9 protein-coding genes are annotated in these 14,519 nt (G+C 68.4%); 7 read left to right on the top strand and 2 right to left on the bottom strand.

The genetic code is table 11. From position 1 onward, the window contains the following. Nucleotides 1-122: 122 nt before the first annotated feature. Nucleotides 123-6,410, top strand: a complete 6,288-nt coding sequence (locus MF270_RS10635; RefSeq protein ID WP_238365863.1) for a calcium-binding protein — start codon at nucleotides 123-125, stop codon at nucleotides 6,408-6,410. Nucleotides 6,411-6,477: 67 nt separating this feature from the next. On the opposite strand, the gene MF270_RS10630 is transcribed toward MF270_RS10635, so the two are convergent. Beyond that, nucleotides 6,478-6,969, bottom strand: a complete 492-nt coding sequence (locus MF270_RS10630; RefSeq protein WP_238365862.1) for a nucleoside deaminase — start codon at nucleotides 6,967-6,969, stop codon at nucleotides 6,478-6,480. 360 nt (nucleotides 6,970-7,329) lie between these two features. On the opposite strand from MF270_RS10630, the gene MF270_RS10625 reads away from it, so the two are divergent. The 6 genes from MF270_RS10625 to MF270_RS10600 all read left to right on the top strand — a co-directional run bounded on the left by MF270_RS10625 (nucleotide 7,330) and on the right by MF270_RS10600 (nucleotide 13,482). Then, on the top strand, nucleotides 7,330-8,328 hold the full coding sequence (locus tag MF270_RS10625) for an ABC transporter substrate-binding protein (RefSeq protein WP_238365861.1): 999 nt from the start codon (nucleotides 7,330-7,332) through the stop codon (nucleotides 8,326-8,328). 4 nt (nucleotides 8,329-8,332) lie between these two features. After that, nucleotides 8,333-9,112: an ABC transporter ATP-binding protein gene (locus tag MF270_RS10620; protein WP_238365860.1), complete on the top strand. Its 780-nt coding sequence runs from the start codon at nucleotides 8,333-8,335 to the stop codon at nucleotides 9,110-9,112. After that, a complete protein-coding gene (locus MF270_RS10615) occupies nucleotides 9,112-9,954 on the top strand; it encodes an ABC transporter permease (RefSeq protein ID WP_238365859.1) in 843 nt (280 codons plus the stop codon). The genes MF270_RS10620 and MF270_RS10615 overlap by 1 nt, the downstream gene beginning before the upstream one ends. Beyond that, nucleotides 9,951-11,330, top strand: a complete 1,380-nt coding sequence (locus tag MF270_RS10610) for an amidohydrolase family protein (RefSeq protein ID WP_238365858.1) — start codon at nucleotides 9,951-9,953, stop codon at nucleotides 11,328-11,330. The genes MF270_RS10615 and MF270_RS10610 overlap by 4 nt, the downstream gene beginning before the upstream one ends. A 201-nt stretch (nucleotides 11,331-11,531) precedes the next feature. Further along, nucleotides 11,532-12,527: an isopenicillin N synthase family dioxygenase gene (locus tag MF270_RS10605; RefSeq protein WP_238365857.1), complete on the top strand. Its 996-nt coding sequence runs from the start codon at nucleotides 11,532-11,534 to the stop codon at nucleotides 12,525-12,527. 1 nt (nucleotide 12,528) lies between these two features. Next, complete coding sequence (locus MF270_RS10600; RefSeq protein WP_238365856.1) at nucleotides 12,529-13,482, top strand: isopenicillin N synthase family dioxygenase; 954 nt, start codon at nucleotides 12,529-12,531, stop codon at nucleotides 13,480-13,482. A gap of 351 nt (nucleotides 13,483-13,833) precedes the next feature. On the opposite strand, the gene MF270_RS10595 is transcribed toward MF270_RS10600, so the two are convergent. Next, entirely contained in the window at nucleotides 13,834-14,346 is a 513-nt protein-coding gene (locus MF270_RS10595; RefSeq protein ID WP_238365855.1) for a flavin reductase family protein, read from the bottom strand. Nucleotides 14,347-14,519: the final 173 nt, after the last annotated feature.

Genomic DNA, 14,519 nt, shown 5'->3' with positions numbered 1-14,519 from the left:
GCCGTGGGACGCGGCGGGAGATCATTCAGGTCAACGCCTTTGAAATTGTCGCCGGGCCGGCTTTGCGCCGGGCGGCGTCGTGGGGCGCTTTGGGGCGACCCCAGACAAGCAGGATTTTCTTCATGGCATTCGACGACGATATCGACGGCAACGACACCCAGTCCGCGGCCGCCTCGGTCAGCTATTTCAGCGCGCCGGGCGCGGCGCTGACACCGCCCAGCGACCTGGTGCAGGGCGGCGGTGACGACGACAGCCTGCCCGGCACCTCGGGCGACGACACGATCGAGGGCTTCGGCGGCAACGACACGCTCGACGGCCTGGGCGGCAACGACAGCCTGCTGGGCGGGTCCGGCGACGATTCCATGGACGGCGGGGACGGCAACGACACCTTTGCCGGCAACGACGGCGACGACACGATCAATGGCGGCACCGGCGACGACGTCCTGAACGGCAACAAGCTGGACGACAGCCTGTCGGGCGATGCCGGGTCGGACTCGATCTATGGCGGCGAGGGCAACGACACCGCCTATGGCGGCACCGAGGCCGACCTGATCGGCGGCTTCGACGGCGACGACCTGCTGTTTGGCGACGGTGACGTATCCTACATCAACGGCGACTCGGACGGCCCGGATGACGGCATCGACACCATTCTGGGCGAAGCCGGCAACGACACCATCATCGGCGGCGGCGGGGATGACTTGCTTTACGGCGGTGATGGCGACGATTCCATCATGGGCGGGTCGGGGCACGACCTGATCGAGGGCAACGACGGCATCGACCTGCTCGAGGGCATGGACGGCGACGACACGATCTATGGCGGCGTCGATGCGGACCACATGCATGGCGGGGCCGGGCAGGACAGCATCGTCGGCGGCGATGCCGAGGATTTCCTGTTCGGCGAGGACGGGGATGACACGCTCGAGGGGCAGGCCGACAACGACCGGCTCGAGGGCGGCGCGGGCGACGACCTGCTGCTGGGCGGGGAAGGCGACGACACCTTTGTCATGCTGGCTGGCAACGACACCCTCCGCGGTGGCGACTACGGCGACGTCTTCGGCTACGACCTGGTCGATTTCAGCGGCTCGACCTATGTCGGCATCTCGTTCGACCTTGGCAACGGCGGCCCGCAGGAGCTGCCCGTCAACGGCCCCGATCCGGATGCATTCGACACGGTCGAGGCCAGCGGGATCGAGGACGTGGTCGCCACCGATGGCGACGATTCGATCTACGGCAACGGCGAGAACAACATGCTCGACGGCCGCGGCGGCGCCGACCGGCTAGAAGGGCGCGGCGGCGATGACCGGCTCTTTGGCGAAGACGGCAACGACACGTTGCTGGGCGGCTGGGGCGACGACGAGCTGTACGGCGGGGCTGGCAACGACAGCCTGAACGGCGAAAGCGGCGACTGGAGCCGGCTCGAGGGCGGCGCGGGCGACGACACGCTGAACGGCTATTTCGGCACCTCCGACATCGCGGCCTTCACCGGCGCGCAGACGGGCGTGGTGGTCGACCTGACCGTCTCGGGTGCGCAGAACACCAACGAGGGTATCGACTACCTGGTCGGGATCGAGCACCTCTACGGCAGCGCCCACAACGACACGCTGAGCGGCGATGCCCTGGCCAACGAGCTCTTTGGCGACAATGGCGACGACCTGATCCTGGGCGGGGCCGGGGATGACACGATCACGGGCGACTGGAACGGGGCCGGGCAGGACACGCTGCGGGGCGGCTGGGGCGACGACCTGATCGACGGCGGCGCCGGCAACGACCTGCTCGAGGGCGGCATCGGCCAGAACACGCTGGACGGTGGGGCGGGCAACGACACGATCATCTCGACCGGCTCGTTCGATGTGATCCGCATGGGCCTTGGCGACGACGACATCGACCTCGGAGGCGTCACCAGCCTGGCGTCGGTGTTCTTCGACCAGGCCGGTCCGGGTGTCACCTTCGACATGTCGGACACGTCGCGCCAGGCGACCGGGCAGGGCGACAAGCTGTTCATCGGCCTGACAAGCGACACCGGCCGCGTCTACCTGACCGACAATGACGACAGCATGACCGGCACCGCCGGCAGCGACCAGCTTATCGGCTACGATGGCGACGACACGCTGGTCGGCAACGGCGGGCGCGACAATTTCAACGCCGGGCTCGGCGATGACGATATCCTCGGCGATGGCGAGGATTACATGTCCTTCCTGACCCGTGTGTCGCAGACCAACTACGTGGCCTGGGGCGGGGACCTGTCCATCGATCTCGCGCTCACCACGCGGCAGAACACCGGCCAGGGCAATGACCTGATCGTCGGGATCAAGGACCTTTATGCAGGCGCCGGGGATGACCTGCTGATGGGCGACGCCGCGGACAACCTGTTCCTCGGCTCCTGGGGCGATGACACGCTGCTGGGCCGCGATGGCGACGACACGCTGCTGGGCGAGGATGGCGCGAACAGCATCGATGGCGGGGCGGGCCATGACAGCCTGGGCGGCGGCGACAGCCGCGACACGCTGATCGGCGGCGATGGTAACGATACCCTGGGCGGCGGCAGCGGCGCCGACCTGATGGAGGGCGGCCAGGGCAACGATTATCTGAACGGCGGCTACGGAGCCGACACGCTGGACGGCGGCGACGGGAGCGACTGGATCGTCTTCAACGACATCTTCGGCCTGGCCGGCGCGGCCCATGTCGATCTCAACGTGACGACGGCACAGAACACCGGCTACGGCGAGGACGTGATCCGCGACATCGAGCACGTGACCACCGCCTCGGGCGACGACACGGTGATCGGCACGGATTTCGTCAACACCATCGACACCGGAGCGGGCGCGGACAGCGTCACCGCGAACGGCGGTGACGACAGCGTGGACAGCGGCGCAGGCGACGACATCGTCGATGCAGGCGCGGGCGACGACACGGTCTTTGCCCAGGACGGCGCGGATTCCGTGCAGGGCGGCGACGGCGCCGACTATATTGACGGCGGGATCGGCAACGACACGCTGACCGGCGGCCTTGGCGACGACACCATCGTCGGTGGGCCCTCGGGCTATTATGGCGATGATGGCGACGATCTTATCGACGCGGGCACTGGCGACGATCTGGTCAGCGGCGGCTACGGCAACGACACCATCGCGGGCGGCGCGGGCTTTGACACCTTCCTCGCCTACCATCCCGGCTGGCAGATCGGCGTGACCGTCGATCTGGCGCTGCAGGGCAGCGTGCAGGACACCGGCGAGGGGCTGGACCTGCTGACCGGGTTCGAGGCGATCGCGGCGGGCGACTCCGCCGACTGGCTTTACGGCGATGCGCAGGTCAACCTGGTGCATGGCGGCGGCGGGGCCGACCGGCTCTGGGGCCGGGACGGTGATGACACGCTGCGCGGCGGTGACGGCAACGACACGCTGAACGGCGGCGCGGGCGACGACACGCTCGAGGGCGGCGACGGGATCGACGTGGCCTCCTATGCCGACGCGGCCAGCGGGGTCGAGATCGACCTGGGCACCGGCGGCGCGACGGTCGAGGGCAGCGACACCTTCGATTCGATCGAAGGTCTGCTGGGCTCGGGTTACGACGACACGCTGCGCGCGGCGGCCGAGGGGTCGATCCTGATCGGCGGCGCGGGCCACGACACGCTGATCGGCGGGGCCGGCAACGATACGCTCGACGCGGACGACATGCCCGAGGGCCCGGCGGCCCCCGGCGACTATGCCGACGCGCTCTATGCCACCATGGGTGATGACGTCTACATCGGCGATGCCGAAGACTGGGTCTTCATGAACACGGCCAATGCATTTGTCGCGACGGCCGGCACCATCGACCTGACCGTTGACCTGAGCACGCCCTGGCAGCAGGCCACCGGCATGGGCAACGACCGCTTCATCGGCATCCACAACCTCGCCACCGGCAATGGCAACGACACGTTGACCGGCAGCGACGAGGATGACCGGCTGATCTCGGACGGCGGCAACAACGACATCCGCGGCGGGCTTGGCAACGACCTGATCGAGACCTCGGGCGGGGCCGACCTGCTGCGCGGCGAGGCGGGCGACGACACGATCAACGCGTCCGGCGGGGCCGACACGCTGGATGGCGGCTGGGGGGACGACAATCTTGACGGCGGCTGGGGCAACGACCTGATCGACGGCTCGGTCGGCCGCGACACGCTCCAGGGCGGGTCCGGCGACGACACGCTGACGGGCGGCGACGATGACGACGACCTGCGCGGCTGGACCGGGGCCGACAGCCTGGACGGCGGCGACGGCAACGACACCCTGGCGGGCGGCGACCACGGCGATGCGCTGCAGGGCGGCACGGGCGACGACCTGCTGCAAGGCGAAGCCGGGGCCGACCTGTTGCAGGGCTCGGCCGGCAATGACACGCTGGAAGGCGGCGCCGCGAACGACACGCTGCAGGGCGGCTGGGGCCACGACATGCTGCGCGACAGCGCCACGCCGTCGCTCGAGGCCGGGGCGGCCAGCGACGACCTGATGAAGGGCGGCGACGGGTTCGACCAGCTCTGGGGCGAGGCCGGAGACGACACGCTGCAGGGCGGCGCGGACGACGACACGCTGATCGGCGGCAGCGGCAACGATTCGCTCGTCGGCGGTGGCGGCATCGACATTGCGCATTTCTATACCCATGGCACCACGGCGATCACTGTGGACCTGCGGATCTCGGGTGTGCAATCCACCGGTGCGGGCCTGGACGTGCTTCAGGGCATCGAGAACGTGATGGCAGTCACCCAGACGGGCGAGACCTCGGTCCTTTACGGGGACGGCGCCGGGAACGAGCTGCTGGGCGCCGACGGGGACGATACGCTGTACGGCCTCTGGGGCGACGACACCCTGCACGGCGGCTCGGGCGCCAACCTGCTGGACGGCGCGGCCGGCGACGACATGATCTATGGCGGCAGCGATGCCGACACGATCCTTGGCGGTACCGGCGATGACAACGTGACGGCAGGGGGCGGCGACGACCTGGCCGACGGCGGCAATGGCCACGACCTGATCGATGGCGGGGCCGGCGACGACACCCTGATCGGCGGAGACGGCAAGGACACGCTGATCGGCGGCGACGGCTTCGACATCGTCAGCTTCCACGGCGGCGACGCGGTGAATGTCGACCTCTCGGCGGTCGGGCAGCAATGGACCGGGCAGGGCCAGGACCACCTGGTCGGCATCGAGGGGCTCGAGGGCGGCTGGAAGGACGACTGGCTGTCGGGCGACGCCGCGGCGAACCTGCTGATCGGCGGCGGAGGCGGCGACACGCTGATCGGCAACGCGGGCGACGACACGCTGCTGGGCGACAACGGTGCCGACGACATCCAGGGTGGCGATGGCGACGACTGGATCGACGGCGGCGGTGGTGGCGACACCATGGACGGCGGCGCCGGCGAGGACACGCTGGCCTTTACCGACGTGACGTCCGACATCTCGGTCGACCTGCGCAAGACCTCGGGCCAGGGCACCGGCAGCGGCTATGACTGGGTCACGGGGATCGAGCACGTGGACGGCTCGGGCATGGTCGGCCACGCGCTCTCGGTGATCGGCGACAGCAGGCAGAACGCCCTGACCGGCACCGCCCAGGCCGACAGCCTGGCCGGCATGTGGAACGACGACACGCTGATCGGCGGCGCCGGGGACGACACGCTCGACGGCGGCGTCGGCGATGACCTGATCGACGGCGGGACCGGCGACGACAGCATCGACGGCGGCGACGGAACTGACATCGTGGTCTATTCCGGCGACTTCGCCGATTTCGCGATCACCGAGGGCCCGGTCATGACGGTGACCGACCTGGTCGGCGATCTCGGCACGGATACGCTGACCGGCGTCGAGATGTTGCGCTTTGACAATGTCGACGTGGCCTATGCGGGGGGCGTCGCCGCCCCGGCGATCACCTTCAACAATGGCGTCCAAACGGGCGGTTCGGGCTATGCCGAAGGCGATTTCGTCTTCGACTGGTTTGTCGGCTTCGGCGGCGTCCAGCGCCCGTTCCAGGACCTCGACAGCGACGGAGAGGCCGATTTCGGGCTGAACGCCACCCATGCGGAAAATGTCTGGCTCGACCTCGAGCGGGCCGACGGGGACAGTTTCGCCTTCGTGAACTTCGATCTCGTGGTCGAGGACCCGGCGGTGGGCGACGCCTGGCTGAGCCTGTCGGCGACGACCTATTCCGGCGGGCCCTACTTCTCGCTTCAGGCCGACTATGCCAACGGCGGCGACGGGACATGGGACCTGCGATACCAGGAGGTCCAGGACGGTCCCCAGACCTATCTCCAGGGGATCAGCAAGTCCGAGATGCTGTCGTATTTCGAGCAGATCGATTCGCTCTACGTCGGGATACAGAACGGCTACACTGGCGCCGACGAGTATCCTGCGATCGACTTCGGCGTGGACAACCTGTTCCTCGTCTGATCCGGCGCGCCAATGCACAAAGGGCGGCCCATCGGGGCCGCCCTTTTTCGTTGCGCGGATCGGAGCCTCAGCCCAGTCCCGACCAGAACCCTTCGTGGACCACCGCGCTTTCCTCGGACAGCAGCGGGCCGACCACCTCGACCGGGCGTTGCCCCGCGCCGAAGATGACCGTGCAGGGCAGGTCCATGGTCAGGTTCTCGGGGTCGGGGCCGATCAGGTCCTTCAGGGCCTTTTCGCTCATCCCGTGCACCACGCGGCCGACGCCGGTCCAGTAGACTGAGCCTGCGCACATCGCGCAGGGCTCGGCGCTGGTGTACATCGTGCAGCCGCGCAGGAACTCGACGTCGTATTTCAGCGAGGCGGCGGTCATCAGGTTGCGCTCGGCATGGCCCGTCCGGTCGCCCCTGGTGCCGCAGGTGTTCATCTCTTCCAGCAGGATCTCGCCGTCGGGGCCGGCCAGCAGCGCGCCGAAGGGGTGGTCACCGCGGGCGCGGCTTTCCTCGGCCAGCGTGATCGACCGGCGCAGCAGCGCAAGGTCCTGTTCGGGGGTGATGGGCATGGGCGCCTCCGTTCTGTTGATCCCGGGCACCCTGCGGCGGCACGAAGCGATTGCCAAACGGATACCTCCGGGCCGGGCGGGTGGCGCAAGATGCGGCGAGAGACCCGGCAACCCGCGAGGATTCTGCCCAAAAACCGGGCATCGCCTGGCCGCCGGCGCCGGGAATGCGCGAATCCCGGTGACTCCGTCGCGGCCTTGCGGCCGGATGACCGCGAGTAGAAGCGGTAGGGCACTTGGCCCTGACATTGCTCACCTGACAACGCGACGTGCGCCGGGCATTTCCCGGCCAGTGTGAGGTGAGACGTGACGGACCCGCTGCTCGATCAGCATCGAAGACAACAGGGAAAAGGGATGTGCCAAATGCGCATGTTTGACGTGAAATCGCTGTGCGTGGCCGCTGCCGCGCTGATGACGGCCGGCTCGGCCTCGGCGCTCGACAAGGTGACCTACCAGCTGGACTGGCTGCCGGGCGGCGACAAGTCGCCGATCTATGTCTGCATCCACGAAGGCATCTGCGAGGCCGCCGGCCTCGAGGTGAGCATCGAGCAGGGCCGCGGGTCGTCCGAGGCGATCACCAAGATCGCCACCGGCACCTCGGACATCGGCAGCGCCGGGATCGAGGCGCTGATGGCCGCCCGCGCGACGGAAAGCGTGCCCGTGACCGCCGTGATGAACATCTTCAACACCGGCCCGCACGCCTTCTACACAACGGCCGACACCGGCATCACCTCGATCACCGACGTCAAGGGCAAGAACATCGCGACCTCGCCCTTCACCTCGTCCAACGTCTTCCTGCCGCTGGTGCTGGCCGAAAACGGCATGTCCGAGGCGGATATCGAGCTGACCAAGGCCGACCCGGGCGCGCTGGGCCCGCTGCTGATGACCGGCCAGGCCGATGCGATCATCGCCTGGCTGACGGACGTGTCGCGCTATACCGGCCAGGCCACCGAGGCCGGCAAGGAAATCGTGATCCTGCCCTGGGCCGATGCCGGGCTCGAGCTTTACTCGGCCTCGCTGGTCGCCTCGGACACCTTCCTGGCCGAGCGTCCGGATGTCGCCAAGCGGTTCCTCAAGGCCTTCCAGGACTCGCTGGTCTTTGCCAACGAGAACCCCGACAAGGCCGCCGACGCCGTCGCCGCGCTGGTCCCCGAGCTCAAGGCCGAGGACGTCAAGGGCAGCTGGCTCGACGCGTCGAAGCTGGCGTTCAACGACGTGACCGAGACCTATGGCCTTGGCGCCTTTGACGCCGACCGCCTGGCCGCGACCTGGACCCGCGTAGCGGCGTCGCAGGGCCTCGACGAGGCGTCGCTCGACCCCGAGTCGATCGTCGACCGGTCCTTCATGCCGGCGGCCGAGTAAGCCGATGGCGCTGGCAGAGCACGCGATCACCTTCACCGGCGTCGGTCAGACCTTCCTGACCGACAGCGGCCCGCTCACGGCGCTTCGGGGCGTGGACCTGGACATCGCGCAGCATGAATTCGTGGCGGTGCTGGGGCCTTCGGGCTGCGGCAAGTCCACGCTGCTGCGGCTGACCTCGGGCCTCATGCGCCCGACCGAGGGTCAGGTCGAGGTGTTCAGCACCCCCGTCACGCAGCCGCGCGACGACATCGGGATCGTGTTCCAGCAGGCGACCCTGCTGCCCTGGGCCAGCGTCGAGGATAACGTCGTCTTCCCGGCCCGCCACATGCGCGGCCGGGTGGACGCCAAGGACCGGGCCCGCGCCCGCGAGATCATCGCGACCGTGGGTCTCGAGGGTTTCGAAAAGCGCCTGCCCGGAGAGCTGTCGGGCGGGATGCAGCAGCGCGTCGGCATCGCCCGCGCGCTGTTCCTGAACCCCGACATCCTGCTGATGGACGAGCCCTTCTCGGCGCTCGACGCGCTCACCCGCGACGCCATGGGGTTCGAGCTCCTGCGCCTCTGGCAGGCCAGCCCCAAGACGGTGCTCTTCATCACCCATTCCATCCCCGAGGCGGTGCTGCTGGCCGACCGCGTGGTGGTCATGTCGGAACGCCCCGGCCGGGTGATCGCCGACATGCCGGTGCCGCTGGGCCGTCCGCGCGGCGAGGACAGCCTGCGCAGCCCCGAGATGCAGGATTACATGGCCCACCTGCGGGGCCTGCTGATCAAGAAAGAGGTGGCCTGATGAGTGCCAAGGCCGATGTCGCCCCCGCCACAAAGACGGTGGAGGCGCCCCAGTCCCCGCCCGTGCCGCTGAGCGAAAGGCTGATCCGCACACCGGCGCTTCTGCCGCTGCTGACCTTCGCCGCGATCCTGCTGATCTGGGAACTGGGCACGCGGCTTTTCGCGGTGCCAAGTTACGTGCTGCCCGCGCCGACGCGCATCCTTGGCGGTTTCGACGCGGTGGAGCCGGCCCGCTGGGCGCAGCACGTCTGGGCGACCCTGCGCGTGGCGCTCCTGGGCTACGCCGTGTCGATCCTGGTCTCGCTGCCAATCGCCGTGGGCCTCGCCAAGTCTCGGCTGCTGAGCCGCGCGCTCTACCCCCTGCTGGTCGTCATCCAGTCCGTCCCCGTGGTCGCCGTCGCGCCGATCATCATCGTGGTGCTGGGCACGGATGACGCCCCGCGCGTGGTCATCACCTTCATGATTTCCTTCTTTCCGCTGGTAGTGTCGATGACCACCGGCCTGATGGCCACGCCGCCGGAACTGATCGAGCTGTCGCGCTCCCTGCGCGCGCCGCAATGGCGCGAGATCACCCAGATCCGGCTGCCCTATGCCACGCCCTACATCTTTTCCGGCCTCAAGATCTCCATCACCCTCGCCGTCATCGGCGCCGTGGTGGCCGAATTCGTCGCGGCCGAGAAGGGGCTGGGCTATTTCATCCAGTTCTCCACCTCGATGTTCCGGCTGCCGCAGGCCTGGGCGGGGCTGGTCGTTCTGGTGGCGATGTCGCTGATCCTGTTCCAGGCGGTGAGCCTCTTGCAAAAGCTCTTCTTCCCCTGGTCGCTGCCCAAGAGCTCCCGATGACCCTGATCGCCAATATCTCCCACGGGCTGGCCGGCGACGCCTCCGGCAGCCGCGTCACCGGCGCCATCCGGATCGAGAAGGGCGTGATCGCCGAGGTCGGCGACTTGGTCGCGAAGCCCGGCGAAGAGGTCACCGACGCCGCCGGCTGCGTGGTCACGCCGGGTCTGGTCAACGCCCATCACCACCTGTTCCAGTCCGTCCTGAAGGGCCTCGCGATCAACGAACCGCTCGACCCCTGGCTGATGCAGGTGCCCTACACCTGGTGGCCGCTGCTGGACGAGGACGCCCTGCGCATCTCGGCCCGGATCGGGCTGGTCGAGCTGGCGCTGACCGGGGCGACGACCGTGTGCGACCACCATTACGTCTTTTCGGACCGCTACGACTACGACCCGGCCGAGGTGCTGTTCGACGAAGCTGCAAAGTTGGGCCTGCGTTTCGTCCTCGCGCGCGGAGGCATGACCAAGGGCCGCGTCTTTGACGACCCGACCGTGCCGCCGTCCCCCTGCGAGACGCTCGACGGCTTCCTTGGCGGGGTCGAGGCGGCGGCGAACCGCTGGCACGATCCGTCCGATTTCGCCATGACCCGCGTGGCCTGCGCTCCGACAACCCCCACGTTCAACCTCGACCCCGGAGAGCTGTCGGAGGTCGCCCAGTCCGCCCGGTCGCAGGGGCTGCGGCTGCATTCGCACCTGAGCGAGAACATGGCTTACGTCGATTTCACCCTCGCCAAGTACGGCGAGCGGCCGGTCCCCTGGCTCGACCGCCACGGCTGGCTGGGCGAGGACGTCTGGTTCGCGCATTTGGTCGAGGCGGACGCGGCGGAGGTCGCGCTGCTGCACGAGACCGGCACCGGCATGGCCCATTGCCCGCAGGCGAACGCGCGGCTCGGCTCGGGCGTGGCGCCCGCCGATGCGCTGCAGGCGCTGGGCGGCAAGGTCGGGCTGGCGGTCGACGGGGCAGGGGCCAACGAAGCCGCCGACATGGGCGCCGCGATGTATGCGGCCTTTTCGCTGCACCGCGCGACCAAGGGCGTCGGCGCCACGCGCGCCGAGACGGTGCTGCACTGGGCGACGCAGGGCGCGGCCTCGGTCCTCGGCTACGACAAGCTCGGTGTGATCGCGCCGGGCATGGCGGCCGACCTCGTGGTCTACGACATCTCGGCCCCCCGGAACCTCGGCCTGCACGATCCGGCGCTGGCGCCGGTGGTGACCGGGGCGGCGGTGGTCAGGCATTCCTTTGTCGCCGGCAAGCCGGTGGTGCGGGACGGCAAGTTGCCGGGCTGCGATCTTGGCCAACTGGCCGAGGATGCAGCGCGGGTCGTCGCCAAGCTGAAAGCCAAGCGCGCAGCGGTGGAGGCGAGCCATGCCCCGGCGTGAGTTCGGAATGCTTCCCGTCCGGCGCCTTGGCGCCGGACCGCGCCCGACCCGCCCCCCAGGGCGGGCGCGACTGCGCCCACCCCCGGGTCGGGCGCGGTCCTCTGATCGGGCCAGTCAATAAGAATACCCAACCGGAGTATAAGCAGGCAGCGGCAGACCCGCAGGTCATTGCTCCATCACCCTGACCAAGGAGACGGAAACATGAGCACTGCACCCTACGACCTCGAAGAGCTGAACAAGGAGGCCGGCTTCGGCGGCTACGGCGAGGATGTCGAACGCGACATCCCCCAGATCGACATGTCGGATTTCTTTGCCCGCAAGCCCGAGATCACCGAGGCGCTGTGGAAAGCCGCCACCGAGATCGGGTTCTTCCAGCTGACCAACCACGGCATCCCGCAGGAGCTGATCGACGACGCCTTCGCGCTGTCGGAAAAGTTCTTCGCCCTGCCGCAGGAGGTCAAGGCCAAGTACCCGCTGATGCCCGGCACCAACTCGGGCTGGGAATACATGGCGCAGGTGCGGCCCTCGACCGGGACGGCGGACCGCAAGGAAAGCTACCAGATCACCCTGCCGCGGATGAAGAAGCTCTGGCCGACGGGCGACGAAGTGCGTCACTTCAAGGCGACCATGCTGGCCTTCGAGCGGCACAACTGGGCCGTCGCCATGCGGGTGCTGGACTGTTTCGCCGACAAGCTTGGCTTTCCGGCCGATTTCTTTACCCAGGGCCACGACCCCGAGACCGACCAGTACCAGTCGACCCTGCGCCTGCTGCATTACCTGGGGATGGAGGATGCCCAGCCCGAGGATTTCAAGTTCTGGCGGGCGGGCGCGCATACCGATTTCGACTGCCTGACGCTGCTGCACCAGCACGCGGGCCAGGGCGGGCTGCAGCTGTGTCCCGGCAAGGATGAAAAGGGCCGCGCCACGCAATGGACAGACGTGCCCCCGCTGGGCGGCGTCATCACCTGCAACATCGGCGACATGCTGATGCGCTGGTCGGACGACAAGCTCTTGTCGAACCTGCACCGGGTGCGGATGCCGAAACCGGGCGAAAGCCTCGGGCCGCGCTATTCCATCGCCTATTTCGCCCAGGCCAACATGGACACGCTGCTGGCCGGCCCCGAGGGCAAGTACGAGCCCATGACCGGCCACGACTACATCCAGATGCGCCTTGGCGCCAATTTCGGAAAGAAGTGACATGGCCAGCCTGCCGATCATCGACATCTCGGGGCTTGCCTCTTCGAACCCCATGGACCGGGCGATTGTGGGGGAACAGCTGGGCTCGGCCTGCCTGGCGCACGGGTTCTTCTACTGCACCGGCCATGGCGTGCCCGAGGGGCTGATCCGCGCGGTGATCGACGAGACGCGGGCGCTTTTCGACCTGGCCCCCGAGGCCAAGGACGCAGTGGACAAGGCGCAAAGCCCGGCCAATCGCGGCTATGAATACCTCGGCGGCCAGACCCTGCAACCGGGCGCTTTGCCCGACCGCAAGGAAGGCTATTACATCGGCGAGGAGCTGCCCGAGCGCGACCCGCGCTTCGGGCGGTTCAACCAGGGGGCCAACCAGTGGCCCTCTGACCTGCCGGGGTTCCGGCCGACCATGATAGCCTACCAGGCGGCGCTGGGAGCCGTGGGCGCCACGCTGATGCGCGGCATGGCCCTGTCGCTTGGGCTGGCCGAGGATGCCTTCAAGGCGTTCACCGAGCAGCCACTGACCACCCTGCGCCTGCTGCACTACCCGCCCGCGCGGGCGGAGGTGCCGGACGAGATGGGCGCCGGGGCCCATACCGATTTCGGCGGGCTGACGATCCTGCTGCAGGACAACGTGGGCGGCTTGCAGGTCAAGGACCCGGACGGCGGCTGGATCGATGCGCCGCCCATTCCCGGCGCCTATGTCGTCAACCTGGGTGACATGATCGCGCGCTGGACCAACGACCGCTACCGGTCGACCCTGCACCGGGTGATCAACCGCTCGGGGCGGGAACGCTACTCGGTCCCGTTCTTCTACACCGGCAATCCGGATTATGAGGTGACCTGTGTGCCGACCTGTCTCTATTCCGACGAGGTGCCGAAGTACCCGCCCATCCGGGTCGAGGATCACCTGAAGGCGATGTACGCCAAGACCTATGTGGCCGGGCCAGCGCCCACCTGACGCGTCGCGCGCTTGGCGGAGGGCGGACCGGGGCTCTGCCCCGGACCCCGGAGTTTATGGGCAAGATGAAAAGGGATCGGGCGCGCTGCACCGTGGCGGGTGTCTGTCATTGGCGTCCGGGTGAGGCGCCAGCCCCTCACGCTCCCCGGGATATTTCGGGAAAGGTGAAGGGGACGCTGTGGCGCCGGCCTTTCATCTTTCGCCAAATATGCCCGCCGGAGGCATCCTGTGCTTGGCTGCATCGTGCACTGCCTGCCGTCGCGCGGCGCACGCCTGCTTTCACTTTTCCGCAAATACTCTCGCCGAAGGCAAGCGCGCGGGCGCAGGCCGCGCGGTTTCGGGCCGGGTGGGTCAGTCGCCGTCGAGGTCGAGGAACTGGCCGGCGTGGAACACCAGCGGGGCGCCGGGCCGGCTGACCACGCGGCGCACGCGGCCGACGATGATGGCGTGATCGCCGCCCTCGTACTCGGCCTCCTTGTCGCAGTCGAAGCGCGCGATGCAGCCCGCCAGATGCGGCACGCCAGTCTCGCCCGCGACCCAGTTGAGCCCGGTGAAATCATGGCCCTGTTTCGAGAAATGGCGCGCGATGGCCTCTTGTTCGGCACCGATCACGTGGACCGAGAAATGCCGCGCGGCGCAGAAGGCGCCGAATCGGCGCGAGCTGCGCGCCGGTGACCACAGCACGAGGGGCGGGTCGAGCGAGAGCGAGGAGAAGCTGTTGGCGGTGATTCCGAGCGGGCCCATGTCGCTGGTGCAGGTCACGACCGTGACGCCGGTCGCAAAGCGCCCCAGTGCCTGCCGGAAATCTGTCAGTGTTTCGTGCCCTGGGACGAAATCGATCGCCGCGGGGTGATCCTGGGCCATGGCTGCTCCTGTTCTCGCCTCGCGGATACCATGCCCGATCCTGCGCGCTGCTGCCATGCGCGATTGGGCTTGCACAGGCAATTTCTCATGGGCGCACAGCAAACGCGTCCGGGTTGCAGGGCGCGCGGCATGTCCCGCGTTCCAGTCGTGTCCCGGCCCGGTCGAACCGTCTG

The organism is Mesobacterium pallidum (genome assembly GCF_019966535.1).
Taxonomy (GTDB): Bacteria; Pseudomonadota; Alphaproteobacteria; order Rhodobacterales; family Rhodobacteraceae; genus Mesobacterium; species Mesobacterium pallidum.
The sequence above is the reverse complement of the archived record's forward strand: the minus strand, read 5'-3'. Positions and strand labels throughout refer to the sequence as shown.

What these genes read in the sequence shown, in the direction of transcription:
- MF270_RS10635 (WP_238365863.1), top strand. Translation starts at nt 123, where the DNA reads ATGGCATTCGACGACGATATCGACGGCAACGACACCCAGTCCGCGGCC.
- MF270_RS10630 (WP_238365862.1), bottom strand. Translation starts at nt 6,969, where the DNA reads ATGCCCATCACCCCCGAACAGGACCTTGCGCTGCTGCGCCGGTCGATC.
- MF270_RS10625 (WP_238365861.1), top strand. Translation starts at nt 7,330, where the DNA reads ATGCGCATGTTTGACGTGAAATCGCTGTGCGTGGCCGCTGCCGCGCTG.
- MF270_RS10620 (WP_238365860.1), top strand. Translation starts at nt 8,333, where the DNA reads ATGGCGCTGGCAGAGCACGCGATCACCTTCACCGGCGTCGGTCAGACC.
- MF270_RS10615 (WP_238365859.1), top strand. Translation starts at nt 9,112, where the DNA reads ATGAGTGCCAAGGCCGATGTCGCCCCCGCCACAAAGACGGTGGAGGCG.
- MF270_RS10610 (WP_238365858.1), top strand. Translation starts at nt 9,951, where the DNA reads ATGACCCTGATCGCCAATATCTCCCACGGGCTGGCCGGCGACGCCTCC.
- MF270_RS10605 (WP_238365857.1), top strand. Translation starts at nt 11,532, where the DNA reads ATGAGCACTGCACCCTACGACCTCGAAGAGCTGAACAAGGAGGCCGGC.
- MF270_RS10600 (WP_238365856.1), top strand. Translation starts at nt 12,529, where the DNA reads ATGGCCAGCCTGCCGATCATCGACATCTCGGGGCTTGCCTCTTCGAAC.
- MF270_RS10595 (WP_238365855.1), bottom strand. Translation starts at nt 14,346, where the DNA reads ATGGCCCAGGATCACCCCGCGGCGATCGATTTCGTCCCAGGGCACGAA.